Origin of the sequence: Phyllobacterium sp. 21LDTY02-6, assembly GCF_023554255.2 — a bacterium.
In the GTDB taxonomy this organism is placed as follows: domain Bacteria; phylum Pseudomonadota; class Alphaproteobacteria; order Rhizobiales; family Rhizobiaceae; genus Phyllobacterium.
This window is the reverse complement of record NZ_JAMJWD020000002.1, coordinates 994,510-1,020,862: the sequence shown is the minus strand read 5'-3', so window position 1 is coordinate 1,020,862 and position 26,353 is coordinate 994,510. Positions and strand designations below refer to the sequence as shown.

The following is a 26,353-nucleotide window of genomic DNA, read 5'->3' as shown; positions in this document are numbered from 1 at the left end:
AAAAACACCACAAATTCAACTTCATGCGACAGGTGTGCCATCCCGGCCACGCGTCGCGGCGTAATAGGCCCATAAAAGCCTGGCCGCAACGCCCCGCCAGGGGCTCCATCGTTCGGCAAAGGCGCGCAGGGATTTCGAATCGGGCCGCGCTGATTCGCCATAGGCATGGGCATAGGCATGCTGGAGCGCCACATCGCCGGACGGAAACACATCCGCATGGCCGGCTGAAAACAGAAGATAGACTTCCGCCGTCCACGGCCCGATGCCTTTCACCCGGGTCATCTGCTCGATCGCATCCTGGATCGGCACTTCCGTCAGGGCGGCAAGATCGAGCCCGCCCGCAAGGATGGCGCGGCTGATCCGTTCCAGCGTCGCCTGCTTGGCCCGCGACAGGCCGGCGGCGCGCCATATGTCCTCGCCGGCGGCGAGATAGGTCACGGGCGTCAGCGGCTGGACCAGTTCGTTCAACCGGCGCCACATGGAATCGGCGCTGGCCCTGGAGACCTGCTGCGACACGACGATCGATGCAAGACTTGCAAATCCCGGCTCCGAGCGCCGCAGCGGCAATGGCCCCGCCCGCTCGGCAATGGCGGCAAGTTCGGGATGCGTGCCTATGAGTTCGCTCAGTCCCTCTGCTATGTCGTCGAGCGTATCGATCCGCCGCATCGGCCGTTCCTTTGCACTTGCAACTGAAACACCGTATCAATCCGCGTCCCGTCCTTTCAAGATCATGCGTCGATGCTCATGACAAAACCGGTGTTCCGCTTCGCTCCAAGCCCCAATGGCCATCTCCATCCGGGCCATGCCTATTCGGCGCTGCTCAACCGGAAATTCGCCGATGACCATGATGGCCGGTTGCTCCTGCGCATCGAGGACATCGACCGCGAACGCTGCACGCCCGCCCTCGAACGGGACCTTCTCGACGATCTCGCCTGGATCGGATTCGAATGGGACGGCACTTTTCGGCGCCAGTCCGAGCATTTTGCCGATTATTCCGCCGCGCTTGGCAGGCTCGTGGAGCTTGATCTCGTCTACCCCGCCTTTATGAGCCGGAGTGAACTCAGGCAGCGTGTCGGAACCGGCGACTGGCCGAAAGACCCCGATGGCGCGCCGCTCTATCCGCATGACGAGCGCGAAATCTCCCGGCGGGAGAGGCAGGAAAGAACGACCGCCGGCATGCCTTTTGCCTGGCGGCTGAACATGGACAAGGCCGTGGCCCATATCGGCGCGGCGCTCGCCTGGGACGAGTTCGGTCCGGAAGGCGTGCGCCAGGTCGCGGCAAAGCCGGAGGCATGGGGCGACGTCGTCGTGGCGAGACGCGACACGCCGACGAGCTATCACCTCGCGGTGGTGGTGGACGATGCGCTGCAGGGCATCACCCATGTCGTGCGCGGCAGGGACCTGTTCTTCGCAACGGCGGTTCACCGCGTCCTGCAGCAGATCCTCGGCCTGCCCGCGCCGGTCTATCACCATCATGAACTCATTCTCGACGCATCGGGGGAGAAACTGTCGAAGAGCCGCCGCGATACCTCGCTGCGCTCATTGCGCCAGGCCGGGAAAACACCGGACGACATCAGGCGGATGGTAAATCTCTAGCGCCGCCGCTGTTCGCCGCCGCCGCGATGGTATATTGGAAAGCCCTCCGCTCCATCCAATCTGGTTCCCTCCCATGCCGGTCAGCCTGTTCCCCGCCTTGTTCGTCGTTCTCTGGGCCACCGGCTTCATCGGCGCGCGCTATGCGATGCCCTATATGGAGCCGTTTCTGTTCCTCATGCTGCGCTTCGCCATCGCCGGCGCCATTCTCGGCGTCTGGGTCGCCGTCACGGGCAACAAATGGCCGGACCGCCGCGGCGCGCTGCATGCCATCATTGCCGGATGCCTGATCCACGGCGCCTATCTCGGTGCGGTATTCTGGGCCATCCACAATGGCCTGCCGGCCGGCATGTCGGCGCTCGTCGTCGGCCTGCAGCCATTGATCACCGCCGTGGTGGCGGGCATCGCGCTCGGAGAGACGATCGAGCGGCGGCACTGGGCCGGCCTTGCAGTCGGCTTTATCGGCGTGTCGATGGTCCTGTGGCCGAAGCTTTCCATTTCGGCGCAAGGCATAACGCCGGTCAACGTCGCCGCGGCGCTGTTTTCCGTCGTCGCAATCAGCATCGGCACCGTCTGGCAGAAGCGGTTCGTCGGCCAGATCGACCTGAAAGCCGGCACAACGCTGCAATATTTCGGCGCGATGATCCTCATGGCGGCGATGACCTTCGCCTTCGAGACCCATCAGATCGTCTGGTCCGGCGAACTCGCATTCGCGATGGCGTGGCTGGTGCTGGTCCTGTCCATCGGGGCGGTCCTGCTGCTCATGGTGCTCATCAAGCAGGGCGCGGTTTCCAGGGTGGCGTCGCTGTTCTATCTCGTCCCCGCCGTGACGGCGCTGATGGCCTATGCACTCTTCGGCGAGACGCTTTCGCCGTTCCAGCTCGTCGGGATGCTGATAGCGACGCTCGGCGTCGCGCTCTCCACGGCTCAGAAATGCTCCGCCCGCTTGCCCTCCCGGTAACGGATGATGGCGGCATTGATCTCCGCGCCGATGATGAAGATCGCCGCGATGATATAGAGGAACACGATGGCGGCCATGATCGAGGCGAGGCCCGCATAGGTGGTCACATAGGAGGCGAACGTCTCGAGATAGCTGGCGAAGATGGTGGCGCCGATGGTCCAGGCGAGCAGCGTCAGCAATATGCCCGGCAGGATATCGAACAGGCCGCGCCTGCCCGCCGGCAGCCAGAGGTGAACCACCAGCAGCGCCACGATCAGCACGGCCGAGGCAATGCAATAGCGCCAGAAACGGATCGTCCCGGAAATCAGCGTCAGTTCGGGCAGCCATCGTGTGGCGATGCTCATCGCCAGCGGCGCGAGCACCAGCAGGAAGCTGATCGCCATGATGCCGATCGTGGCGATGATCACGTAGCCAAGGCTTTGCAGCCTGCAATAGATGATGGAGCGCGTGTCGATGACACGGTAGGCGCGGTTCAGCGCCACCCGCAGCGCTTCGACGCCGTTGGAGGCGAAATAGGCGGCGGCGATGACGCTGATCGTCAGCAATCCGCTGCGCTGGACATTGAGGACATTGCGCACTTCCTGGGCGATCGGCGTCGCTATGACCTCGGGCCAGGTGTCGAAAACCACATGCACCGCCGTATCCGTAAAGGCGCTGGCGCCGAGAAAGCTGGCGAGTGCCGTGGCGAAGATCAGGAACGGGAACAGCGCCATGATGCCGGAAAGCGCGACATGACTGGCCAGGGCCCAGCCATCATCGGAGTTGAAATGACCGAGCGCATCTGCGGCTATGCGCCAGGTGAAGGTCAGGACTTTCCGTATTCCCAATGATCGGCCCCTCTGATTTGATAAGCGAGATTGCAAGCCACAGGCAAATATGTGAAGTCATTTTCTGCGCAATCGATTGATTTAGATACCAAAACATGACCCCATCCAAAACGATCCTGATAACGGGAGGTTCCAGCGGAATGGGCGCCTATTGCGCCCGGGCCCTGAAGGCCGATGGCTGGACCGTGTTCGTCACCGCGCGGCGGGAATTCGATATCGATGCGCTGCGGGACGAAGGTTTCTCCGCCCATTACCTCGATTACCGCGATTCCGCCTCGATAGCATCGACCCTGGCGGCAGTCCTCGAAAGCACCGGCGGAACGCTGGATGCGCTCTACAATAACGGCGCCTATGCGATACCCGGCGCGGTGGAGGACCTGCCGGTGGCTGCATTGCGCGAGCAGTTCGACGTGGCATTTTTCGGCTGGCATGAGCTGACCCGGCTCGTCATACCCGTGATGCGGCGCCAGGGTCACGGCAGGATCGTCCATTGCTCGTCGATCCTCGGGCTGGTGCCGATGAAATGGCGCGGCGCCTATGTTGCGGCGAAATTCGCGCTGGAGGGGCTGATGACGACGCAGCGCATGGAGCTGGAGGGTAGCGGCATTCATGTCTCGCTGCTGGAACCCGGTTCCATCGAAACCCGGTTCAGGGCCAATGCGATCGAGCATGTCGAGAGCCATATCGATACGGGCAGCTCGCCCCATGCCGACGTCTATCGCAGGGAAATCGAGCACGCCCGCACCGGCCGCAGGCAGCCATTTGCCCTCGGGCCCGAAGCCATCTACAAGGTGCTCAAACACGCGTTGGAGAGCAAGCGGCCCAGACCGCACTACATCGTGACCCTGCCGGCGAAATTCGCCGATCTCGCCCGCCGGCTGCTGCCGTCACGTGCGTTATATCGTCTGCTTGCGGGCAAATCATAACAGGAGCAGACTGGCCGACAGTCTGAGGAATAGAGTTATGGACGTCATTTTCAAATTCCTGGCGGTTATCGCCATCGCCGCGGTCACCGTCGTGCTGCTCGTCGGCCTCCGCAACATGATGCGGGGCGGCGATGCGAACTTCTCGAACAAGATGATGCAGTTGCGGATATTCCTGCAGCTCGTCGCCATCATCCTGATCGTCGGCGCGATCTATTTCCACCGCACTGCGGGCTAGATCGGCGAATGGTAAAGCTCAACAAGATCTATACCCGTACCGGCGACGACGGCACGACAGGACTGACGCAGGGGCCCCGCCGGCTCAAGCACGACATCCGCGTCGAAGCCTATGGCACGGTGGACGAGGCCAATTCCTGCATCGGCCTGGCGCGCATCCATACGCAGAACCTCGATCCCGAACTGGATGCCGCCCTCTTTCGGGTGCAGAACGACCTCTTCGATCTCGGCGCGGACCTCTCGACGCCCGATACCGGCGAGGCCATGGCGCATGAACCGCTTCGGATCGTCGAAAGCCAGGTGCTGCGGCTGGAGCAGGACATCGATGCGCTCAACGAAAGGCTGAGCCCGCTTCGCTCATTCGTGCTGCCGGGCGGATCACCGGCGGCGGCGGCGCTGCATCTGGCGCGAACGGTGGCGAGACGCGCCGAGCGCCGCATGGTGGAACTGTCGCAGGTCCCCGGCGAGCGCGTGACGCCTGCCGCCCTGAAATATATCAACAGGTTGTCGGACCTGCTGTTCGTCGCGGCGCGCGCGGTCAATGACAATGGTGCGACGGACGTGTTATGGGTTCCGGGCCAACATCGTTGACATGGAGACCCGGCGCCAATGTTCATTCCCCTGCATGACGCCAACAGTCTCAAACATATCCGGCTTCAATATGTAACCCTCGGGCTGATCGCGGCGAACGTTCTGGTATATGCGCTCGTCAACATCAGCGGCAGTCATCTCGAAGCCGCCGTCCTCGGTTTCGGCTTCATACCGGCGCTCGTGCATGATCTGGCGACGCTTCCCGCCTCCTACGAGGTGATCCCGGCCGATTTCAGCTATGTGACCTATGCCTTCCTTCACGCCGATATTTTCCACCTCGGCGGCAACATGCTGTTTCTCTGGGTATTCGGCGACAATGTCGAGGATGCGCTCGGCCATCTCAAGTTCCTGCTGTTCTACCTGCTCTGCGCGGCGGCGGGCGCCTTCCTGCATGGGGTGATCATTCCGCAATCGGAAGCGCCGCTGATCGGCGCGTCGGGCGCCATAGCGGGCATCGTCGCCGCCTATCTCCTGCTCCACCCGCGCGTGAAAGTCTGGGTCCTGGCCTTTGGCCGTATCCCGCTGCGCATACCGGCGCTCTACCCCCTGCTTCTGTGGATCGCGGCGCAATTCCTGATGTTGTTCTGGAAAGGCGACGAGCAGGTTTCCTGGCCCGCCCATGTCGGCGGCATCGTCGCCGGCGCATTGCTGACCCTCGTCCTGAAACGCCGGAACGTGCCGCTTCTCGACCGCGAGGTCGTTTCGCCGAAAGCCGTCATTTCGGCACCGGTGGAGGATTCTGCCGCCGTGCCGCCGGAGCCGGTCAAATGGGGGCGCTGAGCCGCATATAATAATCGTTTGAAGTCGCAAAACTCCGGCGTTTCGCATTGACGTGTCCGGAAGTCATATTTACGGTCCCGCGCTGTTCGCACTGATGTGCGTCGCATTTTTTACCTCAATGTCGGCATCCGGCAAGCAGGTACCTTCGAATGGCGGCTAAAGCTGTCAAAGGTTCATTGAGAGGGAGTCCCCATGAAAGTCCTCGTACCGGTAAAGCGGGTGGTCGATTACAACGTCAAGATCAGGGTCAAGGGAGACGGGTCGGGCGTAGAACTGGCCAATGTCAAGATGTCCATGAACCCGTTCGATGAAATCGCGGTCGAGGAAGCGCTCCGTCTGAAGGAAGCCGGCAAGGCCGAAGAAGTGGTCGTGGTCTCCATCGGCCCGGCCCAGGCGCAGGAAACCATCCGTACCGCCCTTGCCATGGGCGCCGATCGCGGCATCCTCGTCAAGGTCGACGATGTGGTCGAACCGCTCGCCGTCGCGAAGATCCTGAAGGGCGTCGTCGATGCCGAACAGCCGCAGCTCGTGATCCTCGGCAAGCAGGCGATCGACGACGATGCCAACCAGACCGGGCAGATGCTGTCGGCGCTTCTCGGCTGGAGCCAGGGCACCTTCGCCTCCAAGCTGGAGCTGGATGCCAGCTCGGCCAAGGTCACCCGCGAGGTCGATGGCGGCTTGCAGACCATCGAGATCAGCCTCCCCGCGATCGTCACCACCGACCTGCGGCTCAACCAGCCGCGCTATGCCTCGCTGCCCAACATCATGAAGGCAAAGAAGAAGCCCTTGGACGAGAAGGCTGCGGCTGACTATGGCGTCGATACCGCGCCCCGCCTGAAGGTCCTGAAGACCGAAGAGCCGAGCGGACGCAAGGCCGGCGTCAAGGTGAAGGACGTCGCGGAGCTCGTCTCCAAGCTCAAGAACGAAGCTGGCGTGCTCTAAGGTCAGGAAAGGATTATTTGACATGGCTATTCTTCTGTTTGCCGAACACGACAACGAGGCGCTTTCCGACCAGACCGCCAAGGCCCTGACCGCCGCGCTCGCGATCGGTTCCGACGTCCACGTCCTGGTGGCCGGCAAGGGTGCACAGGGCGTTGCCGATCAGGCCGCCAAGCTTCAAGGCGTGACGAAGGTCCTGCTCGCCGACAGCGACGATCTTGCCAACCGCCTCGCCGAGGCCACGGCCGCACTGATCGTTTCGATCGCGGGCAACTACGACACCATCATTGCGCCCGCCACCACCAACGGCAAGAACGTCCTGCCCCGCGTTGCCGCCCTGCTCGACGTGATGCAGGTCTCGGACATCGTCGAGGTCGTCTCGCCCGATACGTTCAAGCGCCCGATCTATGCCGGCAATGCGATCCAGACGGTGCAGGCAACGGACCCGAAAAAGGTCATCACCGTGCGCACCGCGACATTTGCGGCGGCACAGGAAGGCGGCTCGGCGCCGGTCGAGACCGTCTCGGCAGCAGCCAATCCCGGCCTTTCCAAGTTCATCGAGGCAAAGCTTTCGGGCGGCGACCGGCCGGAACTGACTTCGGCGAAGATCATCATTTCCGGCGGCCGCGCGCTCGGCTCGAACGAGAAGTTCAAGGAAGTCATCCTGCCGGTGGCCGACAAGCTCGGTGCCGCCGTCGGTGCTTCGCGCGCCGCGGTGGATGCCGGCTACGCGCCGAACGATTGGCAGGTGGGCCAGACCGGCAAGGTCGTGGCACCGGATCTCTATATCGCGGTCGGCATTTCGGGCGCCATCCAGCACCTCGCCGGCATGAAGGATTCGAAGGTCATCGTCGCCATCAACAAGGATGAGGAGGCCCCCATCTTCCAGGTGGCGGATTACGGTCTCGTCGGCGACCTTTTTGTCGTATTGCCGGAGCTCGAAAAGGCGCTCTGACCGCTTAGCCACCGGGCGCGCCGCAACGGGATGCGCCCCGCAACGAAATTGTCTGGCCGGGGTAGACGAACGCTACCCCGGCCATTTAGTTTGTCTTTCGTCAAAACAAAAAATGGATGGAAACATGGCCGGGACAATCAAGACTGTAGGCATTATCGGCGCGGGCCAGATGGGCAGCGGTATAGCCCATGTATGCGCCGTCGCCGGCTATAAGGTCTTGATCCACGACCAGGCCCCGGAGCAGCTTGAAAAAGCCATCGCCACGATCAATGGCAACATGGCGCGCCAGGTTTCCCACGGCAAGCTCAGCGAGGCCGACCGCGTCTCGGCGCTCTCGCGGATAAGCCCGGCCTTGCGCATGGAAGACCTTTCCAGCGTCGATCTCGCCGTCGAGGCGGCGACCGAGGACGAAACCGTCAAGCGCAAGATTTTCGCCCAGCTTTGCCCGACGCTCAACCCCGAGGCGATACTCGCCACCAATACGTCCTCGATCTCCATCACGCGGCTTGCGGCGACGACGGACCGTCCGGAGCGCTTCATCGGCATTCATTTCATGAATCCCGTGCCGGTCATGAAGCTCGTTGAGCTTATTCGCGGTATCGCCACCGAGAATTACACCTTCGAAACGGCGCGCGATTTCGTCAACAGCCTCGACAAGACGCTGACCGTCTCCGAGGATTTCCCGGCCTTCATCGTGAACCGCATATTGCTGCCGATGATCAATGAGGCGATCTACGTGCTCTATGAGGGCGTCGGCTCGGTCGATGCCATCGACACGGCGATGAAACTCGGCGCCAACCACCCGATGGGCCCGCTGCAACTCGCGGATTTCATCGGCCTCGATACATGTCTTTCGATCATGCAGGTCCTCTATGACGGCCTGGCGGATTCCAAATACCGCCCCTGCCCGTTGCTGGTCAAATATGTCGAAGCCGGCTGGCTCGGACGGAAGACCGGGCGCGGCTTTTACGACTACCGTGGAGAGACCCCGGTTCCGACACGCTGACGGCACGCCACTTGACCCCGGAAAGCCAGCCTTTGCCGCGACTTTCGACGATCCTGCTGGGCCTGGCCGATGGACCGGCGGAGCGCGTCTCGTTCGACGATATCCTCACCGCCCTGTCGGACAGGAGCTTCGGCGCGTTGCTGATCCTCTTTGCCGCGCTCAACCTGCTGCCGCTGCCGCCGGGTTCCTCCACCATCTTCGGCATCCCGCTCGTGCTATTGTCGATCCAGATGCTGATCGGCTTCAAAAAGCCGTGGTTTCCCGCGTTCCTCCGGCGCAAATCCATGCGTTCGGCGACCTATCGCAAGGCCATTGCGCGGCTGGAGCCGATCCTGATGAAATTCGAGCGGCTGGCCCGGCCGCGCTACTGGCTCGTGCCGCAGATGATCGCCGAGAGGATCGTCAGCATCGTGGCGCTGTTCATGTCGCTGATCGTCCTTCTGCCGATCCCGCTGATCAACCAGATTCCGGCCTTGAGCATCGTTCTCCTTTCCATCGGCCTCGGCGAGCGCGATGGCGTCTGGCTGGGTACCGGACTGCTCGTCGCGGCGCTGGCGGCCGGGATCGCCATCGGGCTCGGCGCTTCGCTTGGCCTCGCCGCGCTGCAGATATTCGGATAGGCTGGCGCAATGGACCTCAAGCCGATCACAATCTACGTCGACGCGGATGCGTGCCCCGTCAAACCTGAAATATACCGCGTGGCGGAGCGGCACGGCCTGAAGGTCTATGTCGTTTCCAACGCGATGATGGCCATTCCGCGCGACCCGATGATCGAGCGGGTGATCGTCAGCGACGGGTTCGATGCGGCGGACAACTGGATTGCCGAGCGCGTATCGCGCGGCGACATCGTGGTAACCGCCGATATTCCGCTGGCGAGCAGATGCGTCAAAGCCGGCGCCGACGCCATTTCGCCGACCGGTCGCGCCTTCACCGAGGCTTCCATCGGCAATACGCTCGCAACCCGCAACCTGATGGAGGAACTGCGTTCCGCCGGCCAGATAACCGGCGGGCCAAGGCCATTTTCGCCGCGCGATCGCTCGGCATTCCTCTCGGCGCTGGACCTCGCCATCGTAAGGCTGAAACGGGCTGGCCATCCCGGCTCTTGATGCGGCTTCCGCAAGATGATCTGTTATCGCACATGGCTCGCGCAAAGCCGCAGCCGCCGGGATTGGAGGGCCCTGGAAAGGTCCGGCTGCAGGGGAGCTATGCGTTCCTGCCATTGACGGATGGCACGCCAAGCACTAGGGAGAGCGCAACAACGCGATTTATGTGCCGCTCGTCTCGATTGACGCCGCACACGCATCACATCACTGAAAGTTTGCAATGACCTCTTTCGATTCCATCGCTCCGGCGCTTTCCGGTGCATTGACTGCCCGTGGCTACACAAGCTTGACGCCTGTGCAGACCGCCGTTCTCGCACCTGAAGCTGCCGGCGCCGACCTTCTCGTTTCCGCCCAGACCGGCTCCGGCAAGACCGTTGCCTTCGGTATCGCCATTGCTCCGACCCTGCTCGGCGACAGCGACCGCTTCGCCACGATCGGCGCTCCCTTCGCGCTGATCATAGCGCCGACGCGCGAGCTCGCACTTCAGGTAAGGCGCGAATTCGAATGGCTCTACGAGAAGACCGGGGCGCGCATCGCTTCCTGCGTCGGCGGCATGGACATGATGAAGGAGCGCCGCGCCCTGCAGCAGGGCGCTCATATCGTCGTCGGCACGCCCGGCCGCCTGCGCGACCACATTACCCGCGGCTCTCTCGACATGTCCGAACTGCGCGCCGTCGTGCTCGATGAGGCCGACGAGATGCTCGACCTCGGCTTCCGCGAAGACCTTGAATTCATCCTGGCCGAAGCGCCGGAAGACCGCCGGACGCTGATGTTCTCGGCAACCGTGCCGAAACCCATCGCCGCGCTTGCCAAGCAGTTCCAGAACAATGCCCTGCGCATCTCGGCGACGAGCGAGCGGGAGCAGCATGCGGACATCGAATACCACATCATGCCCGTTGCCCCGCGCGAGCGGGAAAACGCGATCATCAACTCGCTGCTCTATTACGACGCCCAGAATACGATCATCTTCGGCTCGACCCGCGAGGCCGTGAAGCACCTGACGAGCCGCCTTTCCAACCGCGGATTTTCCGTGGTTTCGCTGTCGGGCGAACTCAGCCAGGCCGAGCGCACCAATGCGCTGCAGGCAATGCGCGACGGGCGGGCGCGGGTTTGCGTTGCCACCGACGTTGCCGCCCGCGGCATCGACCTGCCGAATCTCGATCTCGTCATCCATGCGGACCTGCCGAACAATTCCGAGACGCTGCTGCATCGCAGCGGCCGCACCGGGCGCGCCGGGCGCAAGGGCATCTGCGTGCTGATTGTCCCGGCATCGCGGCGCCGCACGGCGGAACGGCTGTTGCAGGGCGCCAAGCTCGCGACGACGATGGTGCCGCCGCCCAATGCCGATGCGATCAACCAGCGCAATCGCGAGCGGATCTTCAATGACGCCCAGCTGCGCGAGCCGATCGTCGAGGAAGAGGCGGAAGACGTTGCCGCGCTGCTCGAACTGCATTCGGTCGAACAGATCGCCGCCGCCTATCTGCGCCAGCAATTTGCCGCGCGCCCGGCTCCCGAAGAGCTTTCCAATACGCCGGCGCATGTGCTCCAGCCGATCCGTGAATCAGGCCGCAGGGGGAGTGACGACGACCGCCCGCAGCGCGGCGAGCGCGGCGCGCGTTCCGAACGCCGCGACCATTTCGAGAGCGGCGGCTGGTTTGCCCTCAATGTCGGCCGCAAGCAACGCGCCGAGCCGCGCTGGCTGCTGCCGCTGATCTGCAAGGCCGGCGACATCACCAAATCCGACGTAGGCTCGATCAAGATCCTCGATGGGGAAACCCGTTTCGAGATCTCCGCCGACAAGGCCGACGCCTTCCTCGCCCGCATCAAGCAGTTCGGCTCGGGTGAAAAAGGCGTGAACATCACCCGCAGCGACGCTCCCGGTTTCTCGGGACGCGGCAGCGGCGATTTCAAGCCGAAGAAGCAGTTCGGTCGCGAGCGCGACGAACGCGGCTACAAGCCGGACCGCACGTTCGAGCCTGCCGGCAAGCCGGGCGGCTGGACTGCCGAAAAGCCGGCAAAGGCGAAGAAGGCGCCGAAGGAACGCAAGCCAGGCGATCCTACCGGCTTCGAAAAATATCAGGCCAAGAAGGCCCGCAAGGCTGCCGCCGGCGGCGGCGACAAGGCCGAATAGGCCTCGCCTAGAGCTTTTTCGCCGCGTCTATCAGCCGGACTGCGTCCTCGCCGGACCAGTCCGCCGGGCCGTTCATCGCCGCCACCTGGCAACCATCCTTGTCCACCAGCATGGTGACAGGCAGCCCGAAGGCGAGGTTCTTGCGTTTCAGATCGTTGAAGACGCCCATCGTCGCATCGCGGTAGAGCGGTAGCGACTTCACGCCGATCTCGGTCATGAAAGCCTGCGGTTTCTCGGCATCGCCGGTGTCGATATTGATCGTCACCACCTCGAAATCGGCGCCGTTCTTCTTCGCGGCGAGCGCGTCCAGCGCCGGCATTTCTTCCCGGCACGGCGCGCACCAGGTCGCCCAGAGATTGACCAGCAAGGTCTTGCCCTTGAAATCGGAAAGCCGGGCGGGCTTGCCGTCCGGCGCCATGAACGAAAGCGACGCCATCGACTGGGGCGTGTCCGCACCGCGCATCGCCGCCACAGCGCCGGTCGCCAGTCCGTCCAGCGACTTTGCCGCTTCGGTCTTGAGGCTGCATTGATCGGTCGAAGCTACCCCAGCAACAATATTGCCAGATGGCCGTTCCATCACGTATACCCCAAGCGCACCGGCGGCGATGCCTGCGAGCGCAGCAAGAGCGATGATCTTCTTGCTGCTGTTGCGTGTCTGTTTCGGTGTGCCGTCGCCGTCTATCATCCTATTCCTACCCTTTCAGCCAAGGCTCATCATGTCCGACAAGAAGAACAGCAACGAAATGTGGGGCGGTCGTTTCGCTTCGGGTCCGGCCGCGATCATGGAAGAGATCAACGCTTCCATCGGCTTCGACCAGAAACTCTACGCCCAGGACATTCAAGGTTCTCTCGCCCATGCGGCCATGCTTGCAAAGACGGGCATAATTGCGGCGGACGATTACGACAAGATATCGGGTGGCCTGAACACGATATTGTCAGAGATCGAGAGCGGAAACTTCACTTTTTCACGCAAACTTGAAGACATTCACATGAATGTCGAGTCTCGCCTCGCCGAACTCATCGGCCCCGCTGCGGGCCGCCTGCACACCGCGCGGTCCCGCAACGACCAGGTGGCGGTCGATTTCCGCCTTTGGGTCAAGGCGGAGTTCGAAAAGACCGCCGCCGCATTGAAGAGGCTGATCGAAGCCTTCCTCGAAAGGGCTGCCGAACATTCGGCCACGCTCATGCCCGGCTTCACCCATCTTCAAACGGCGCAACCGGTGACATTCGGCCACCATTGCATGGCCTATGTGGAGATGTTCGGACGCGACGTCAGCCGCGCCAGGGACGCCATCGAGCGCATGGACGAATCGCCGCTCGGCGCAGCGGCCCTCGCCGGTACCGGCTTTCCCATCGACCGCCACATGACGGCGAAGGCGCTCGGCTTCCGCGAACCCACCCGCAACTCGCTCGACAGCGTCTCCGACCGCGACTATGCGCTCGAATATCTGGCGATGGCTGCCATTGCCGCGACGCATCTTTCCCGTCTTGCCGAGGAGATCGTCATCTGGTCGACGCCGCAATTCGGCTTCGTGCGTCTTTCCGACGGCTTCTCCACCGGCTCCTCGATCATGCCGCAGAAGAAGAACCCCGATGCGGCCGAGCTCGTCCGCGCCAAGACCGGCAGGATTACCGGCTCTCTCGTCGGGCTCCTGACCGTCATGAAAGGTCTGCCGCTGACCTATTCGAAAGACATGCAGGAAGACAAGGAAGCCGTGTTCGACGCCGCCGAGACGCTGGAACTCGCCATCGCGGCCATGACCGGCATGGTGCGAGACATGACGATCAATACCGCCGCAATGAAGAAGGCGGCGGGCTCGGGCTATTCGACGGCGACCGATCTCGCCGACTGGCTGGTGCGCGAACTCGGCCTTCCCTTCCGCGAGGCGCATCATGTCACGGGGCGCGCCGTGGCGATGGCGGAGCAGAAGAAGGTCGATCTGGCCAAGCTGTCCCTCGAGGACCTTCGGCAGATCCACCCTGATATCACCGATGCGGTGTTCGGCTTCCTGACCGTCGACAAATCCGTGCGCAGCCGCAAATCCTATGGCGGCACGGCCCCGGATCAGGTGCGCAGGCAGATAAGATCATGGCACAAGCGCCTCAGGACACTCTGACGGGCCTAAACGAAGTTTGAAAGGCAATGGGGGATGCAAACGCCGCCCCCATGGGCTAGAGATAGATACCTTGCTGATTACAGGATAACCCATGCGCCGTTCCTTACTGACGACAGTTCTGATGATTGCCGCGATCGCCGGCGCCGTTACCGCCTGTGGGCGAAAGGGACCTCTCGAAGCGCCGCCCGCTTCCTTGACCACCGCGCCGGGCGAGCCGAAGCCCGCGCCACAGCCGGCACAGGACAAACGGTTCATCCTCGATCCCTTGATCTGACAGCAATTCATTTCACCGGGCGTCGCTGAGCGGCGCTGTCTATCAAGCCAGAAGATTGCCAGGCTGTTTCGTGAACCATTTTCATTATATCGATGGCGTGCTGCATGCCGAATCCGTCAGCGTGGAAGAGATCGCACGCGCGGTCGGAACGCCGTTCTACTGCTACTCGACCGCCACCATCCAGCGTCATTACAACGTCTTCGCCGCAGCATTCGCCGATATGGATGCGCTGGTCTGTTATGCCTTGAAGGCCAATTCCAACCAGGCCGTGCTGACCACCCTCGCGAAACTCGGCTCCGGCGCCGACGTCGTCTCGGGCGGCGAATTGCGGCGCGCGCTTGCCGCCGGAATTCCGGCCGAAAAGATCGTCTTTTCGGGCGTCGGCAAGAAGGCCGACGAGATCGACCTCGCTCTTTCCGCCGGGATCCACTGTTTCAACGTCGAATCCGAGCCGGAACTGGAACTCCTGTCCAGCCGCGCCACCGCGGCGGGCAAGACGGCGCGCGTTTCGCTGCGCATCAATCCGGATGTCGATGCGCGCACCCACAAGAAGATTTCCACCGGCAAGTCCGAAAACAAGTTCGGCATTCCGCTCGCACGCGCCAGCACCGTCTATGCCCACGCCGCAAAATTGCCGGGGTTGAAGGTTGCCGGCGTCGACGTCCATATCGGCAGCCAGATCACCGATCTCGAACCATTCGACAACGCATTCCGGCTGCTCGCCGAACTGGTGGGGCAATTGCGGGCCGATGGTCATGACATAAGGCATGTCGATGTCGGTGGCGGGCTCGGCATTCCCTATCAGCTCGACAATGACCCGCCGCCCCTGCCCGATGCCTATGCGCAGATCGTGCAGAAGCACCTCAAGCCGCTCGGGTTGAAGACCATATTCGAGCCGGGACGGCTGATCGTCGGCAATGCGGGCGTGCTGGTAACCGAAGTGATCTTCGTCAAGGAGGGTGACGCGCGCAACTTCGTCATCGTCGATGCCGCGATGAACGATCTGATCCGGCCGACGCTCTATGAAGCCTATCATGCGATCAAGCCGGTAAGGGAACCGCGCGCCGATCATCCACGCATTCGCGGCGACGTCGTCGGCCCGGTATGCGAGACCGGAGATTATCTCGGCCTCGACCGGGACCTGCCGCGGCCGGCCGCGGGTGAACTCCTCGCCATCGGCAGCGCAGGCGCCTATGGCGCGGTGCAGGCGGGCACCTACAATACGCGCCTGCTGGTGCCCGAGGTGCTTGTCCATCAGGACCGTTTTCATGTCGTCCGGCCCCGTACGACCTATGAGGAACTGATCGGCCTCGATTCCGTGCCGGATTGGCTCTAGTTGTGAGCTTTCAAGGGCTTCGTTGACCCGCCCGCTGACCTGAACGCGGACCTACAACACGGAAGTATGATCGCATTTGGCGCCCTATGGCCTCGCCTTTGCCATTTTGAGTGCTATTCTTTCCCTGAGTTGACGGCCACCAAGCGGATGGAGTGAGAATGACCGGTCAACACCCCGATCATCGGGAAGAGGCCAAAAGGGGCATTGCGGCATTCGGGAAACCGGATGGGCCGCGCCTCTTTGCCTGGCTTGCCATTGCGCTGGAACGCCTGTGGCCGCTGCTTCTTCCGCTGCTGCTGCTGGGTACGGCCTTCCTCATTCTTTCCTGGTTCGGCATCTTCCGCGCTTTGCCGGATCTGGTGCGCATGGGGCTGCTTGGCGTGTTCGCGCTGGCTGCAGCAGCGGCGGCCTACCTGCTTTTCAAGTTTCGCCTGCCGAACCGGAGCGATGTCACCCGGCGGCTCGAAGGCGTCAATGCGCTCGAGCATCAACCGATTTCAATCCAGACGGAGGCGCTGGCCTCGAGTTCGGACGATCCCTTTGCGGTAGCATTGTGGAACGAGCATCGCCGGCGCATGGCCGAGCGCATCAACAATCTGAAGAGCGGTCTGCCGGCGACGCGCGTCGCCGAGCGTGACCCGCTGGCGCTGCGCGCCATCCTGGGCCTGCTCCTGATCGTTGCCTTCGCCTTTTCGACCGGACCGTTCGGAGGACGCATCAGCGACGCCTTCGTCAGCCATGCCCGCAGCAACGCCGTCCCGCCGCGGATAGACGCCTGGGTCACGCCTCCGCGCTATACCGGGCGGCCGCCGGTGTTCCTGACATCCACGGCCAATGCCGGGGATCAGCAATTTTCCGTTCCTGAGGGCAGTACGCTCATCGTCCGCATCATCGGAGGCTCGGGCTGGGAGAAACTGACGCAGACGCTGGACGGCAAGACGGTCGATGTCGAGGCGCGCAAGGCAGAGGGAGAGGCCACCCCGGAGGCCGCGAGCCAGAAGCCGCGCAACTTTGAATTGACCCTCGGTGCCAACGCAACCGTTGCTCTGGCCGATGGCGGCACCAGCCTGTCCAGCTGGACCTTCAACGTGAAGCCCGACGCCGCCCCGACGATCCGGTTTACCAAGGACCCGACCAGTGCCGCGAACGGCACCATGGACGTGTTCTACGAGATCGGCGACGATTATGGTGCGGCAAGCGCCGAGGCGAAGTTCGAGCAGGCGGTTCCGCCGTCGAAAGATGCCCGGCCGCTGTTCGCGCCACCGGAATTGCCGCTTGCCTTGCCGCGCCGGGGCGAGCAGCCGAAGGAGACGAAGACGACCAAGGACCTGACGGAACATCCATGGTCCGGCTCCGAAATCCGGATGAAGCTCGTAGCCGCTGACGATGCCAAGCAGGAAGCCAGCAGCGAGACCAAGACGCTGGTGATGCCCGAACGCCCCTTTGCCAATCCCCTGGCGCGGGCGGTGGTCGAACAGCGCCGCAATCTTGCGCTCGACGCCAATGCCAAGCAGGACGTGCTGAACGCGCTCGATGCGATCACGATGTGGCCGGAGGAGACGATCAACAACGCCACCCATTACATTGCCTTGCGCAGTATCCATACCCGGCTGCAGCTGGCGAAATCCGACGATCAGCTGCGCGAGGTCGCCGCCTATATGTGGCAGGTGGCGCGCGGCATAGAGGACGGCGCGCTATCGGATGCGGAGCGGCGCCTGCGGCAGGCGCAGGAGGCGCTGCGGCAAGCGATCGAACAGGGGGCGAGCCCCGAGGAAATCGAGAAGCGCATGGCCGAGCTGCGCGAGGCGATGAACCAGTACCTGCGCGAATTCGCCCAGAAGAACCAGAACAATCAGAACATGGCGCAGATGCCCAATCCCAATGTGCAGGAACTGCGGCAGGAAGACATCGACAGGATGCTCGATCGGATAGAGGATCTGGCGAAGCAGGGTTCCCGCGACCAGGCGCAGCAATTGCTGTCCGAACTCGAGAACATGATGAACAATCTGCAGATGGGCCAGCAGCAGGCGCAATCGGGCCAGCAGAACCCGATGAAGCAGCAGATGGACAAGCTCGGCGATCTGATGCGTCGCCAGCAGGACCTCATGAACCAGACCCATCGCCTCGAGCAGCAGCGCCAGAACGGCCTGCAGCAGGGCTTCGACCAGGAAGGCGAGCAAGGTCAGCAGGGCCAGCAAGGCCAACAAGGTCAGCAAGGACAAGAGGGGCAGCAGGGCCAACAGGGTCAGGAAGGGCAGATGTCGGAGGAGGACATCGCCCGTGCCCTGCGCGACCTTCAACAGGGCCAGGGCCAGTTGCAGTCCGAGCTCGGCCGGATGATGAAGGAGCTGGAAGGCATGGGCATCCAGCCGGGCGAAGGTTTCGGCGAGGCGGAAGGCTCCATGGGCGATGCGGGCAAGGCGCTCGGGCAGGCCGATGGCGGCCAGGCGCTGGATCGCCAGAGCAATGCGCTCGACGCCTTGCGGCGCGGCGGCCAGGATATGATGCGGCAAATGCAGCAGGCCATGGGCCAGGAGGGCCAGACCGGACAGTCGGGCCAGCAGCGCGGCGAAAACCGCGATCCGCTCGGCCGGTCCAACCGCTATGGCGGCCCGTTCGACGAAGGATCGCAGACCAAGGTTCCGGGCGAGATCGACGTGCAGCGGGCAAGGGAGATCCTCGATGCCATCCGCAAGCGGCTCGGCAATGCCCTCAGCCCCCAGATGGAAAAGGAATATCTGGAGCGGCTGCTCAACTTCAACTGAGGCCTAGTCGGTGACGATGCCCACATAGGGCAGTTGCCGGAACGAATGACCCACATCCATTCCATAGCCGACGACAAAATAATCGGGACATTCGAAGCCCTTGAAATCCGCCTCGATATCCATCTTGCGCTTGACGCTCTTGTCGAGCAGCACCGCGATATAGACATGCCGCGCGCCACGCTCCAGCATGAGTTCGCGCGTGAATTTGAGCGTCTTTCCGGATTCCAGTATGTCATCGACGAGAAGGACGTCGCGGCCGTGGACATCGCTGTCGATATCCCGCAACAGCCGCACCTCGCCGCTCTCGGTACCCTTGCCATAGCTTGAAACGGTGATGAACTCGACATCGGGCTCGGCCCCGGCATCATGCATCGCCCGGATGAGATCGGCGGCGAAGATGAAAGAACCCTTGAGGATCGAGATCACCAGGAGGTCCTTCATGTCATGCGCGCGGATCGCCTTCGCAAGTTCCAGATTGCGCGCCGCAATCTGTTCGGCGCTGAATAGAACCTCTATGTTTTTCCCGCCGACCTTTGGCATGCTGATTCCCGTTTTTTCCGATCTCGCCTGGGCGCAGCTATGCCCGATCCCGCCTGAAATTGCAAAAGCTGCTCCCGCCACGGTCTCGCCCCACAAATTTCATGTTTACGTCGATGGTGTGCACCATTGATGGGTGGTCAAACCCGCTCGGCCTGAATAAAACAGCGTCACGATGGCAATGGAATTCAACACTTGATTCGTTTTGAAAATGTCGGGTTGCGCTATGGAATGGGCCCGGAGGTATTGCGCGATGTCAGCCTCCACATTTCACCGCGATCCTTTCAGTTCCTGACCGGACCATCCGGAGCGGGCAAGACCTCGCTGTTGCGGCTGCTGTTCATGTCGCTGAAGCCGACGCGCGGGATGATCACCGTCTTCGGCAAGGACATTGCGACGATCTCTTCGAAGGAAATGCCACTCCTGCGGCGGCGCATCGGCGTCGTCTTCCAGGACTTCCGGCTGCTCGACCATATGACCACCTACCAGAACATAGCCCTTCCCCTGCGCGTGCGCGGCAAGGAGGAGGCTACCTACCGGGCGGAGGTGGAGGAACTCCTGCACTGGGTGGGGCTGGGCGAACGCATGCACGTCCTGCCGCCTGTGCTTTCCGGTGGGGAAAAGCAGCGCGCTGCCATTGCCCGCGCGCTCATCGACCAGCCGGAGATCCTTCTTGCGGACGAGCCCACCGGCAATGTCGATCCGCCGCTCGCCCGGCGGCTGCTGCGGCTCTTCGGCGAGTTGAACCGTTCCGGCACCGCCGTCGTCATAGCCACGCACGACCTGACCCTGATGGACCAGATCAACGCGCGCCGCATGATCCTCGATCAGGGAAGGCTGGACATCTATGATTGATGCCGCCGCACTGAAGGACCGGGCGGTCGATCTCGCGGCCGTGCTCTACCAGCGCCTGCGGCAGGGCAGCGGCCAGGCGCCAATCGTGCCGGCCGGCAATGTCGTCGGCCATGCGCTGATGATCGTCATCGCCATCATGACCTTTCTCGCCTGCCTGACCATCGGGGCGGTCAGCCTGGTGCAATCGACCGCCGCGACCTGGCAAAGCCAGATATCGACCGAAGCGACGATCCAGATCCGGCCCGTCGAGGGGCAGGACATGGACGAGATGCTCAATCGCGCCAGTGCCATCGCCCAGGGCTTCGCCGGCGTCACCGCGACGCGTATCGTCGATCGCGAGGCGACTTCGCGGCTGCTGGAGCCATGGCTCGGAACCGGGCTCGACCTCGATGAGCTTCCAGTCCCCCGCCTGGTGATCGTCAGCCTCGATGAAGAAACGCCGCCGGATTTCGGCGCGCTCCGGGCTGCCCTCGTCGGCGAAATACCGGCCGCCAGCTTCGACGACCACCGCAACTGGGTCGATCGGCTGGTATCCATGGCCCGTTCCACGGTGCTGATCGGCACCGGGGTGCTTGCCCTCGTCCTCGCCGCCACCGTGCTGACGGTGATCTTCGCCACGCGCGGAGCCATGGCAGGCAATGGTCACATCATCGAAGTGCTGCATTTCATCGGCGCGGACCAGAAATTCGTGGCACGCCAGTTCGAACGGCACTTCTTCTGGACCGCGCTAAAGGGGGCGCTTTGCGGCGGTGCGCTGGCAATGCTGATCTTCCTGATCATCGGCTGGTGGTCCTCGCGCAATCTCGCCACGCCCGAGGCCGACCAGGCGACAGCGCTGTTCGGCAATTTCTCGATCGGTTCTGGCGGCTATACGGGCGTCATCCTCATCATACTTGCCGTCAGTGTTCTAACCATGATTACGACAAGAATGACGGTCATTGCTCATCTGCGCCAGATTGACGGGCGCATGGGTGAAAGCCATGATGGGTAGGCGTCCATTAGAACCTTATTTCAATTGATATTGTAGCCATTCCCGAATTTACACCAACAAGGCAATTGCAGCGCAGATGGACCGCAACGACGACAGCAACGGACCACAGCCTGGCCGCCAGAGCAGAAGAAAGCGGGTGCTTTCACTGCTGCGCCGCAGCGTCGCTCCGGTGATCTTCATCCTGCTTGTCGGAGCCATCGGCGTCTTCATCGGCGGTTTCGTCATCTTCAGCGACAGGGTGACGACGCTCGACGTGCCTGAACTGGCGCAGCCGGCCGATGGCATCGTCGTGCTCACCGGCGGTTATTCGCGGATCGAGGGGGCGCTGGACCTGCTGAAATCCGGCCACGGCAAGCGGCTCTTCATCAGCGGCGTGCATTATTCGACCAAGCGCAGCGAACTGCAGCGCGTCACCGGCGGCGACCCCGAACTGTTCGAATGCTGCGTGGATATCGACAGGTCGGCGCTGGATACGGTCGGCAACGCCGAAGAGAGCATCAAATGGGCGACATCCCGCGGCTATCGGCGCCTCATCATCGTTACCAACAATTACCACATACCGCGCGCGATGGTCGAACTGGGCCGCGCGTCCAAGGATATCGAGTTCATCCCCTATCCGATCGTCAACACGGATCTGCGCCAGGGCGACTGGATTTCGCGCGGCCAGGTCGTAAGGGTGCTTTTCGTCGAATATGTCAAATATGTCGGCGCCCTCGCGCGCTCCTACCTGCCGGAGAACTGGTCGCAATTTGCATTGGACCTCGTTCATAGAATTAGACGCTAGCGAGAAATCAGGGTAAATCCACTTCACGCTGTGCCGCACCCAGGCTCCGCGGGCAGCAATCAGCACTCTTCCGGGATTTCCATGACGATCATCCGATCAATTCTCTTCAACACCTTCTTCTACGCCAATCTGATCGTGCAGATGATCATCTTCACGCCCTATTACTTCCTCAGCCCGCGCAAGCGGGCCTGGGCCATACCGAAGAACTGGGCGCGCTCGAATCTGTGGCTGCAGAAGGTGCTGGCGGGCACGGACATCAAGATCGACGGATTGGAGAATATTCCCGTTGGTCCCTATATCTGCGCCCCGAAGCACCAGTCCTTCTGGGACGTCTACGCTTTCCTGCCCCATATTGCCGATCCGGTCTATATCCTGAAACGCGAGCTGATGTGGATACCGCTCTTCGGCTGGTATGTGCAGAAGATGCGGATGGTGCCGATCGACAGGGGCAAGCGCTCGGCGGCCATGAAGGCGGCGGTGCGCGGCGCGCGCCTGGCCGTCGCGGAAGGCAGGCAGTTGATGATCTATCCCGAAGGCACCCGAACGAGCCCCGGCGCGCCGCCGAACTACAAATATGGCATAGCGCATATCTATGGCGAACTCGGCGTTCCCGTGCTGCCCATCGCCCACAATGCCGGGCTCTACTGGCCGAGGCGCAAATTCCTGCGCCATCCGGGCGTGATCCATTGCAAGATCCTGCCGCCGATCCAGCCCGGCCTCGACAACGATGCCTTCCTGAAAAAGCTGGCGGAGGTCACGGAGGCGGCGTGCGATGAATTGCTGGTCGAAGCGGCGCGCTCGCCCAATCCCCCGCCGATGCCGCCCAGCGCCATAAAGCGTCTGGCCGAGCTTGGCGTCACCGATATCGGAGCCCCGTAGTAGCCGGGAGCTTCAATTCCCGGGGCTATCCATGGCGGCAGCGACGGCTTCCATCCAATGGTCGCTGATGTTCATCTTGTGCATATGTTCGAGCGTGTTGCGGACGTAGTCCTCGTTCCGGCCCGATTGCCCCACCGAGCCGCGCACTGCCGCGGCGGCCTCCTCGACGGTCAGCGATCCCGCATATTGCACATGCTGCCTGTCGACGATGTAGGTCAGCGCTTCGACCTTGCGGCCATCGGCCAGGCGAATACCGAGCTTGCGCTCAAGATAGACGTGGGTGACGAGCTCGCGTTCACGCAGATAGGCCACCACTTCGTCTTCCAGTTCTCCCGGGACACGAAAGGCCATGCCCAGACAGGAACCACCGCGATCCAGCCCGAGCACGAGACCGGGCCGCTGCGGCGTGCCCCGATGCACATGCGAACGCACGCAAAGCGACCGGCGGTAGCCATGCAGACGGGCATGATGCGTCTCGACATGTGCAAAGCCGGGCTTCCACATAAGAGATCCGTAGCCAAAGACCCAAAAATCGCCCATATCCATCCTGATAGCTCACCTGATAGCTCAAATGACACATCTGACCGATAGCGAGGCCCGGACCATGCCGTCAAGCACTGCCGACACCGACCGCAAGCGAGGAAGGCTCGTCCTCTACATTCTGGCCTTCCTCGTCGCATTGGCCGTGATCTATACCGGCGCCTGGTTCTATTTCGCGCGCGAACTCGAAAACCGCGTGGCAACCAATCTCGCGGCATTCAAGGAGAGAGGCATAGACGCCGCCTGCGAGAATGCCAATGCGAGCGGCTATCCCTTGCGGCTCGGCCTGCATTGCACGCGCGTCATTTGGGCCGATCAGGCGAAGAACCTGTCGATCGCGACCGGCAGCCTCAACGCCTCCGCCCGCATCAACGACCCGATGCGGATCGTCAGCGATATCGAAGGCCCCGCCACGATCGATGCGCCCGGATTGATGCCGCTGGAGGTCGTTTGGGCGAAACTCAATTCCGACGTCCGGCTGGACAAGCCATTGCCCCGGCAACTGGCCGTCGAGGGCGCCGATCTGGTCGTGAAGGAGCGCGGCGCGGCGGCAGAATCTCCACCCCTGGCGGTCCTGAAGCAGGGCAGCCTGGCATTTTCGACCAATGAGCCGGAGATGAATGTGGCGCTTGCCTTCGCCAATCTGAAGCTTTCGGACAATGTGGTGTTCGATCGCCCCCTGCCCGAGCTGACGGGTTCGGCCGATATCCAGCTCGCCAATGGATTTGCGCTGCTTGGAAAGCCGGAGCGCGATCTTTCTGCCCTTCGCGGCCAGAGTGGCGTGCTGCGCAATGTCGATCTCGGCCTTGCCGATGGCAGCGGCCTTGTGGTGAGCGGCCCCTTCTCCATCGCCGAAGACGGACGCATCACCGGCGAGTTCAACATAACGATGCGCAATGCCGAGCGCGTGGCGCAGGCGCTGCAGGCCGTCTTTCCCGAGGAGAAGCGCACGATCTCGTCGGCGCTTCAGGCAATGGCGTTCATGCCCCGGGACGCCAGCGGCTCGCCGACGCTCCCCCTGAGCGTCAAGGAGGGCAAGATGTCGATCGGTTTCATCCGCATCGGCCGCCTGCCCCCCGTATAATTTCGAGGACTCAGCTCGGATTTATCTTCTGACGGCCGAAATCCGGTGCATCTATTTCCTGGCCGGCATCGATGATGCCTCGCCTTACGGCGCGCGTCCGCGTGAACAGATCGAACAATGCCTCGCCGTCTCCCCACCGCACCGAACGCTGCAGCGATGCCAGGTCTTCCGAGAAGCGCGCAAGCATCTCGAGGATGGCATCCTTGTTGTGCAGGCAGACATCGCGCCACATCGTCGGATCGGATGCGGCGAGCCGGGTGAAGTCCCGGAAGCCCGAAGCGGAATATTTGATCACTTCGGAATTGGTGACTTCCTCGAGATCGCTGGCGGTGCCGACGATATTATAGGCGATGAGGTGCGGCAGGTGCGAGACGATCGCCAGTACGCGGTCATGATGAACGGGGTCCATCGTGTCCAGCCGCGAACCGCAGGCCTCCCAGAACGCGCGCAGGCGCGCGAGAGCGTCGGGATCGGTGCCTTCGAGGGGTGTGAGGATGCACCAGCGATTGGTGAACAGCTCGGCAAAACCCGCATCCGGGCCCGAATACTCCGTGCCGGCCAGTGGGTGCCCCGGAATGAAATGGACATTGTCCGGCAGTTCGGGCTGCATCTGCGCTATGACGGAGCTCTTGGTCGAGCCGACATCGGTGACGATCGCTCCCGGCTTCAGGCTGGCGGCGATTTGCCTGGCAACGGCACCCGACGAGCCGACCGGCACGGATATGATGACGAGATCGGCATCATTAACCGCTTCGGCGCCGTCGATGGTGTAGGCATCGCCGAGGCCGAGTTCACGGGCGCGCGCCAGGGTGGCTTCGCTGCGCGTGGAAATGACGATGCGCTCGGCCAGCCCCTCGCGCCTGATGACGCGTGCCAGCGATGATCCGATCAGCCCGATGCCGATCAGGGTGATGGTGTTGAAATGTGCTTTGGACATTGTTTACTTCAGGAATTCGGAGAGTGCAGCGACTACGCCGCGATTTGCTTCTTCGGATCCAATGGTAAGGCGCAACGCGTTCGGAAATCCGTATCCCGTGACGCGGCGCAAGATATAGCCCTTGCTCGTCAGATATTCATCGGCCGCCGCCGCGGATTTCGAAGCGGCCTCGGGGAAGTGCACGAGCACGAAATTGGCGACGGAGGGCGTCACCCGCAGGCCGAGCGCCGTCAGCTCGGCAGTAAGCCATTCGCGCCATTCATCGTTGAACGCCACGGTTCTGTCGACATGGGCCCGGTCGCGGATCGCTGCCGCCCCGGCCTTGATCGCCGCCGAATTCATGTTGAACGGGCCGCGAATGCGGTTGAGCGCATCGACCACATGCGTCGGCGCGAACATCCAGCCGATCCGCAATCCGGCAAGCCCGTAGATCTTGGAGAACGTCCGCGTCATGACGACGTTTTCGAACGAAGAGACGAGCTCCATCCCGGATTCGTAGTCGTTGCGGCGCACATATTCGGCATAGGCCGCGTCGAGCACGAGGAGAACGTGCTTCGGCAGCCCGGCATGAAGCCGGCGGACCTCCTCGAACGGCAGGTAGGTGCCGGTCGGATTGTTGGGATTGGCCAGGAAGACGATCTTCGTACGCGGCGTCACGGCAGCGAGAATGGCGTCGACTTCCGCCATTTCATCGCGCTCCCTGGCGACGATGGGCGTACCGCCCGCCGCCATGATGTAGATCTTGTACACCATGAAGCCGTGTTCGGTGTAGACAGCCTCGTCCCCGGGCGAAAGATAGGTCTGGCACAGCAGTCCCAGCAATTCGTCCGAGCCATTGCCGCAGAGAATATTGGCGGTGTTCAGCCCATGCACTTCGGCAATCGCTTCCTTCAGCGCCATGGCCTGCCCGTCCGGGTAGATTTCGAGATTGGCCGCCGCCGCCGCGAACGCCTCGACGGCATGTTGGCTCGGCCCGAGCGGCGTCTCGTTCGAGGACAGCTTGTAGACCTTCGCCACCCCATGCGCATGCTCCTTGCCCGGCACATAGGCTGCAATATCGAGCAGTCCGGCTTTGGGGGTCGGTCGCAAGGGCTGGAGCGTCGTCGTCATGGCTTTCATCTGTCCCATGTCTTCGGGGTTTGGCGGAAAATGGACCGTGCGGACATACCGCTCCCCGGCTCATATGTCGAGAGCTACTATCGGCTGCG

Annotated in this window: 28 protein-coding genes; 21 read left to right on the top strand and 7 right to left on the bottom strand. The window is 62.5% G+C overall.

Annotation, left to right across the window (positions count from 1 at the left end):
• Positions 1-21: 21 nt before the first annotated feature.
• Complete coding sequence (locus tag M8997_RS11365; protein WP_250019852.1) at positions 22-666, bottom strand: DNA-3-methyladenine glycosylase; 645 nt, start codon at positions 664-666, stop codon at positions 22-24.
• A 78-nt stretch (positions 667-744) separates the two neighbouring features.
• On the opposite strand from M8997_RS11365, the gene gluQRS reads away from it, so the two are divergent.
• On the top strand, positions 745-1,596 hold the full coding sequence (gene gluQRS / locus M8997_RS11360) for a tRNA glutamyl-Q(34) synthetase GluQRS (protein WP_250019951.1): 852 nt from the start codon (positions 745-747) through the stop codon (positions 1,594-1,596).
• A 73-nt stretch (positions 1,597-1,669) separates the two neighbouring features.
• Entirely contained in the window at positions 1,670-2,554 is an 885-nt protein-coding gene (locus M8997_RS11355) for a DMT family transporter (protein WP_250019854.1), read from the top strand.
• On the opposite strand, the gene M8997_RS11350 is transcribed toward M8997_RS11355, so the two are convergent.
• Positions 2,521-3,375 (bottom strand): YhjD/YihY/BrkB family envelope integrity protein, encoded by an 855-nt coding sequence (locus tag M8997_RS11350; RefSeq protein ID WP_250019952.1) that lies wholly within the window; start codon positions 3,373-3,375, stop codon positions 2,521-2,523. The genes M8997_RS11355 and M8997_RS11350 overlap by 34 nt on opposite strands.
• Before the next feature lie 101 nt (positions 3,376-3,476).
• On the opposite strand from M8997_RS11350, the gene M8997_RS11345 reads away from it, so the two are divergent.
• The 10 genes from M8997_RS11345 (at position 3,477) to M8997_RS11300 (ending at position 12,046) form a co-directional block, all read left to right on the top strand.
• Complete coding sequence (locus tag M8997_RS11345) at positions 3,477-4,307, top strand: SDR family oxidoreductase (protein ID WP_250019855.1); 831 nt, start codon at positions 3,477-3,479, stop codon at positions 4,305-4,307.
• A 37-nt stretch (positions 4,308-4,344) separates the two neighbouring features.
• A complete protein-coding gene (locus M8997_RS11340) occupies positions 4,345-4,542 on the top strand; it encodes a twin transmembrane helix small protein (protein WP_250019857.1) in 198 nt (65 codons plus the stop codon).
• An 8-nt stretch (positions 4,543-4,550) separates the two neighbouring features.
• Positions 4,551-5,132 carry a cob(I)yrinic acid a,c-diamide adenosyltransferase gene (locus tag M8997_RS11335; RefSeq protein ID WP_250019858.1) on the top strand — a complete coding sequence of 194 codons (582 nt, stop codon included), beginning with the start codon at positions 4,551-4,553 and terminating at the stop codon, positions 5,130-5,132.
• A gap of 18 nt (positions 5,133-5,150) precedes the next feature.
• Positions 5,151-5,912 (top strand): rhomboid family intramembrane serine protease, encoded by a 762-nt coding sequence (locus tag M8997_RS11330; RefSeq protein WP_250019859.1) that lies wholly within the window; start codon positions 5,151-5,153, stop codon positions 5,910-5,912.
• A 192-nt stretch (positions 5,913-6,104) separates the two neighbouring features.
• On the top strand, positions 6,105-6,854 hold the full coding sequence (locus M8997_RS11325) for an electron transfer flavoprotein subunit beta/FixA family protein (RefSeq protein ID WP_250019861.1): 750 nt from the start codon (positions 6,105-6,107) through the stop codon (positions 6,852-6,854).
• A gap of 22 nt (positions 6,855-6,876) precedes the next feature.
• Positions 6,877-7,806 carry an electron transfer flavoprotein subunit alpha/FixB family protein gene (locus tag M8997_RS11320; RefSeq protein WP_250019863.1) on the top strand — a complete coding sequence of 310 codons (930 nt, stop codon included), beginning with the start codon at positions 6,877-6,879 and terminating at the stop codon, positions 7,804-7,806.
• A gap of 124 nt (positions 7,807-7,930) precedes the next feature.
• Positions 7,931-8,812, top strand: a complete 882-nt coding sequence (locus M8997_RS11315; RefSeq protein ID WP_250019864.1) for a 3-hydroxybutyryl-CoA dehydrogenase — start codon at positions 7,931-7,933, stop codon at positions 8,810-8,812.
• A 32-nt stretch (positions 8,813-8,844) separates the two neighbouring features.
• The gene (locus M8997_RS11310) at positions 8,845-9,432 is read left to right on the top strand and encodes an exopolysaccharide biosynthesis protein (RefSeq protein ID WP_250019866.1); all 588 of its coding nucleotides are present in this window, start codon (positions 8,845-8,847) and stop codon (positions 9,430-9,432) included.
• 9 nt (positions 9,433-9,441) lie between these two features.
• Entirely contained in the window at positions 9,442-9,918 is a 477-nt protein-coding gene (locus M8997_RS11305; protein WP_250019867.1) for a YaiI/YqxD family protein, read from the top strand.
• A gap of 217 nt (positions 9,919-10,135) precedes the next feature.
• Positions 10,136-12,046: a DEAD/DEAH box helicase gene (locus tag M8997_RS11300; protein WP_250019869.1), complete on the top strand. Its 1,911-nt coding sequence runs from the start codon at positions 10,136-10,138 to the stop codon at positions 12,044-12,046.
• Positions 12,047-12,053: 7 nt separating this feature from the next.
• On the opposite strand, the gene M8997_RS11295 is transcribed toward M8997_RS11300, so the two are convergent.
• Complete coding sequence (locus M8997_RS11295; RefSeq protein ID WP_250019871.1) at positions 12,054-12,731, bottom strand: TlpA disulfide reductase family protein; 678 nt, start codon at positions 12,729-12,731, stop codon at positions 12,054-12,056.
• 31 nt (positions 12,732-12,762) lie between these two features.
• Here M8997_RS11295 and argH point away from each other — a divergent pair, with 31 nt between their 5' ends.
• The 4 genes from argH (at position 12,763) to M8997_RS11275 (ending at position 18,538) form a co-directional block, all read left to right on the top strand.
• Positions 12,763-14,163, top strand: coding sequence for an argininosuccinate lyase (gene argH / locus M8997_RS11290; protein WP_250019872.1), 1,401 nt, complete (start codon positions 12,763-12,765; stop codon positions 14,161-14,163).
• 91 nt (positions 14,164-14,254) lie between these two features.
• Positions 14,255-14,437 carry a lipoprotein gene (locus M8997_RS11285; RefSeq protein ID WP_250019874.1) on the top strand — a complete coding sequence of 61 codons (183 nt, stop codon included), beginning with the start codon at positions 14,255-14,257 and terminating at the stop codon, positions 14,435-14,437.
• Positions 14,438-14,507: 70 nt separating this feature from the next.
• On the top strand, positions 14,508-15,773 hold the full coding sequence (gene lysA / locus M8997_RS11280) for a diaminopimelate decarboxylase (RefSeq protein ID WP_250019876.1): 1,266 nt from the start codon (positions 14,508-14,510) through the stop codon (positions 15,771-15,773).
• 158 nt (positions 15,774-15,931) lie between these two features.
• Complete coding sequence (locus M8997_RS11275) at positions 15,932-18,538, top strand: TIGR02302 family protein (protein ID WP_250019877.1); 2,607 nt, start codon at positions 15,932-15,934, stop codon at positions 18,536-18,538.
• A gap of 3 nt (positions 18,539-18,541) precedes the next feature.
• On the opposite strand, the gene hpt is transcribed toward M8997_RS11275, so the two are convergent.
• Entirely contained in the window at positions 18,542-19,078 is a 537-nt protein-coding gene (gene hpt / locus M8997_RS11270) for a hypoxanthine phosphoribosyltransferase (protein ID WP_250019878.1), read from the bottom strand.
• Between the two features lie 192 nt (positions 19,079-19,270).
• Here hpt and ftsE point away from each other — a divergent pair, with 192 nt between their 5' ends.
• The 4 genes from ftsE (at position 19,271) to M8997_RS11250 (ending at position 22,584) form a co-directional block, all read left to right on the top strand.
• Positions 19,271-19,930 carry a cell division ATP-binding protein FtsE gene (ftsE, locus tag M8997_RS11265; protein ID WP_256473233.1) on the top strand — a complete coding sequence of 220 codons (660 nt, stop codon included), beginning with the start codon at positions 19,271-19,273 and terminating at the stop codon, positions 19,928-19,930.
• Positions 19,923-20,921, top strand: coding sequence for an ABC transporter permease (locus tag M8997_RS11260; protein WP_250019880.1), 999 nt, complete (start codon positions 19,923-19,925; stop codon positions 20,919-20,921). Before ftsE ends, M8997_RS11260 begins: the two co-directional genes overlap by 8 nt.
• Positions 20,922-21,057: 136 nt before the next feature.
• On the top strand, positions 21,058-21,705 hold the full coding sequence (locus tag M8997_RS11255) for an ElyC/SanA/YdcF family protein (protein ID WP_250019882.1): 648 nt from the start codon (positions 21,058-21,060) through the stop codon (positions 21,703-21,705).
• An 81-nt stretch (positions 21,706-21,786) separates the two neighbouring features.
• The gene (locus M8997_RS11250) at positions 21,787-22,584 is read left to right on the top strand and encodes a 1-acyl-sn-glycerol-3-phosphate acyltransferase (RefSeq protein WP_250019883.1); all 798 of its coding nucleotides are present in this window, start codon (positions 21,787-21,789) and stop codon (positions 22,582-22,584) included.
• Between the two features lie 12 nt (positions 22,585-22,596).
• Here M8997_RS11250 and M8997_RS11245 read toward each other — a convergent pair whose 3' ends face one another.
• Positions 22,597-23,124 carry a gamma-glutamylcyclotransferase gene (locus M8997_RS11245; protein WP_250019885.1) on the bottom strand — a complete coding sequence of 176 codons (528 nt, stop codon included), beginning with the start codon at positions 23,122-23,124 and terminating at the stop codon, positions 22,597-22,599.
• 31 nt (positions 23,125-23,155) lie between these two features.
• Here M8997_RS11245 and M8997_RS11240 point away from each other — a divergent pair, with 31 nt between their 5' ends.
• Entirely contained in the window at positions 23,156-24,208 is a 1,053-nt protein-coding gene (locus M8997_RS11240; RefSeq protein WP_250019886.1) for a DUF2125 domain-containing protein, read from the top strand.
• 10 nt (positions 24,209-24,218) lie between these two features.
• Here M8997_RS11240 and M8997_RS11235 read toward each other — a convergent pair whose 3' ends face one another.
• Positions 24,219-25,145 (bottom strand): prephenate/arogenate dehydrogenase family protein, encoded by a 927-nt coding sequence (locus tag M8997_RS11235; protein ID WP_250019887.1) that lies wholly within the window; start codon positions 25,143-25,145, stop codon positions 24,219-24,221.
• A 3-nt stretch (positions 25,146-25,148) separates the two neighbouring features.
• Complete coding sequence (gene hisC, locus M8997_RS11230) at positions 25,149-26,255, bottom strand: histidinol-phosphate transaminase (protein WP_250019889.1); 1,107 nt, start codon at positions 26,253-26,255, stop codon at positions 25,149-25,151.
• Positions 26,256-26,353 lie beyond the last annotated feature (98 nt).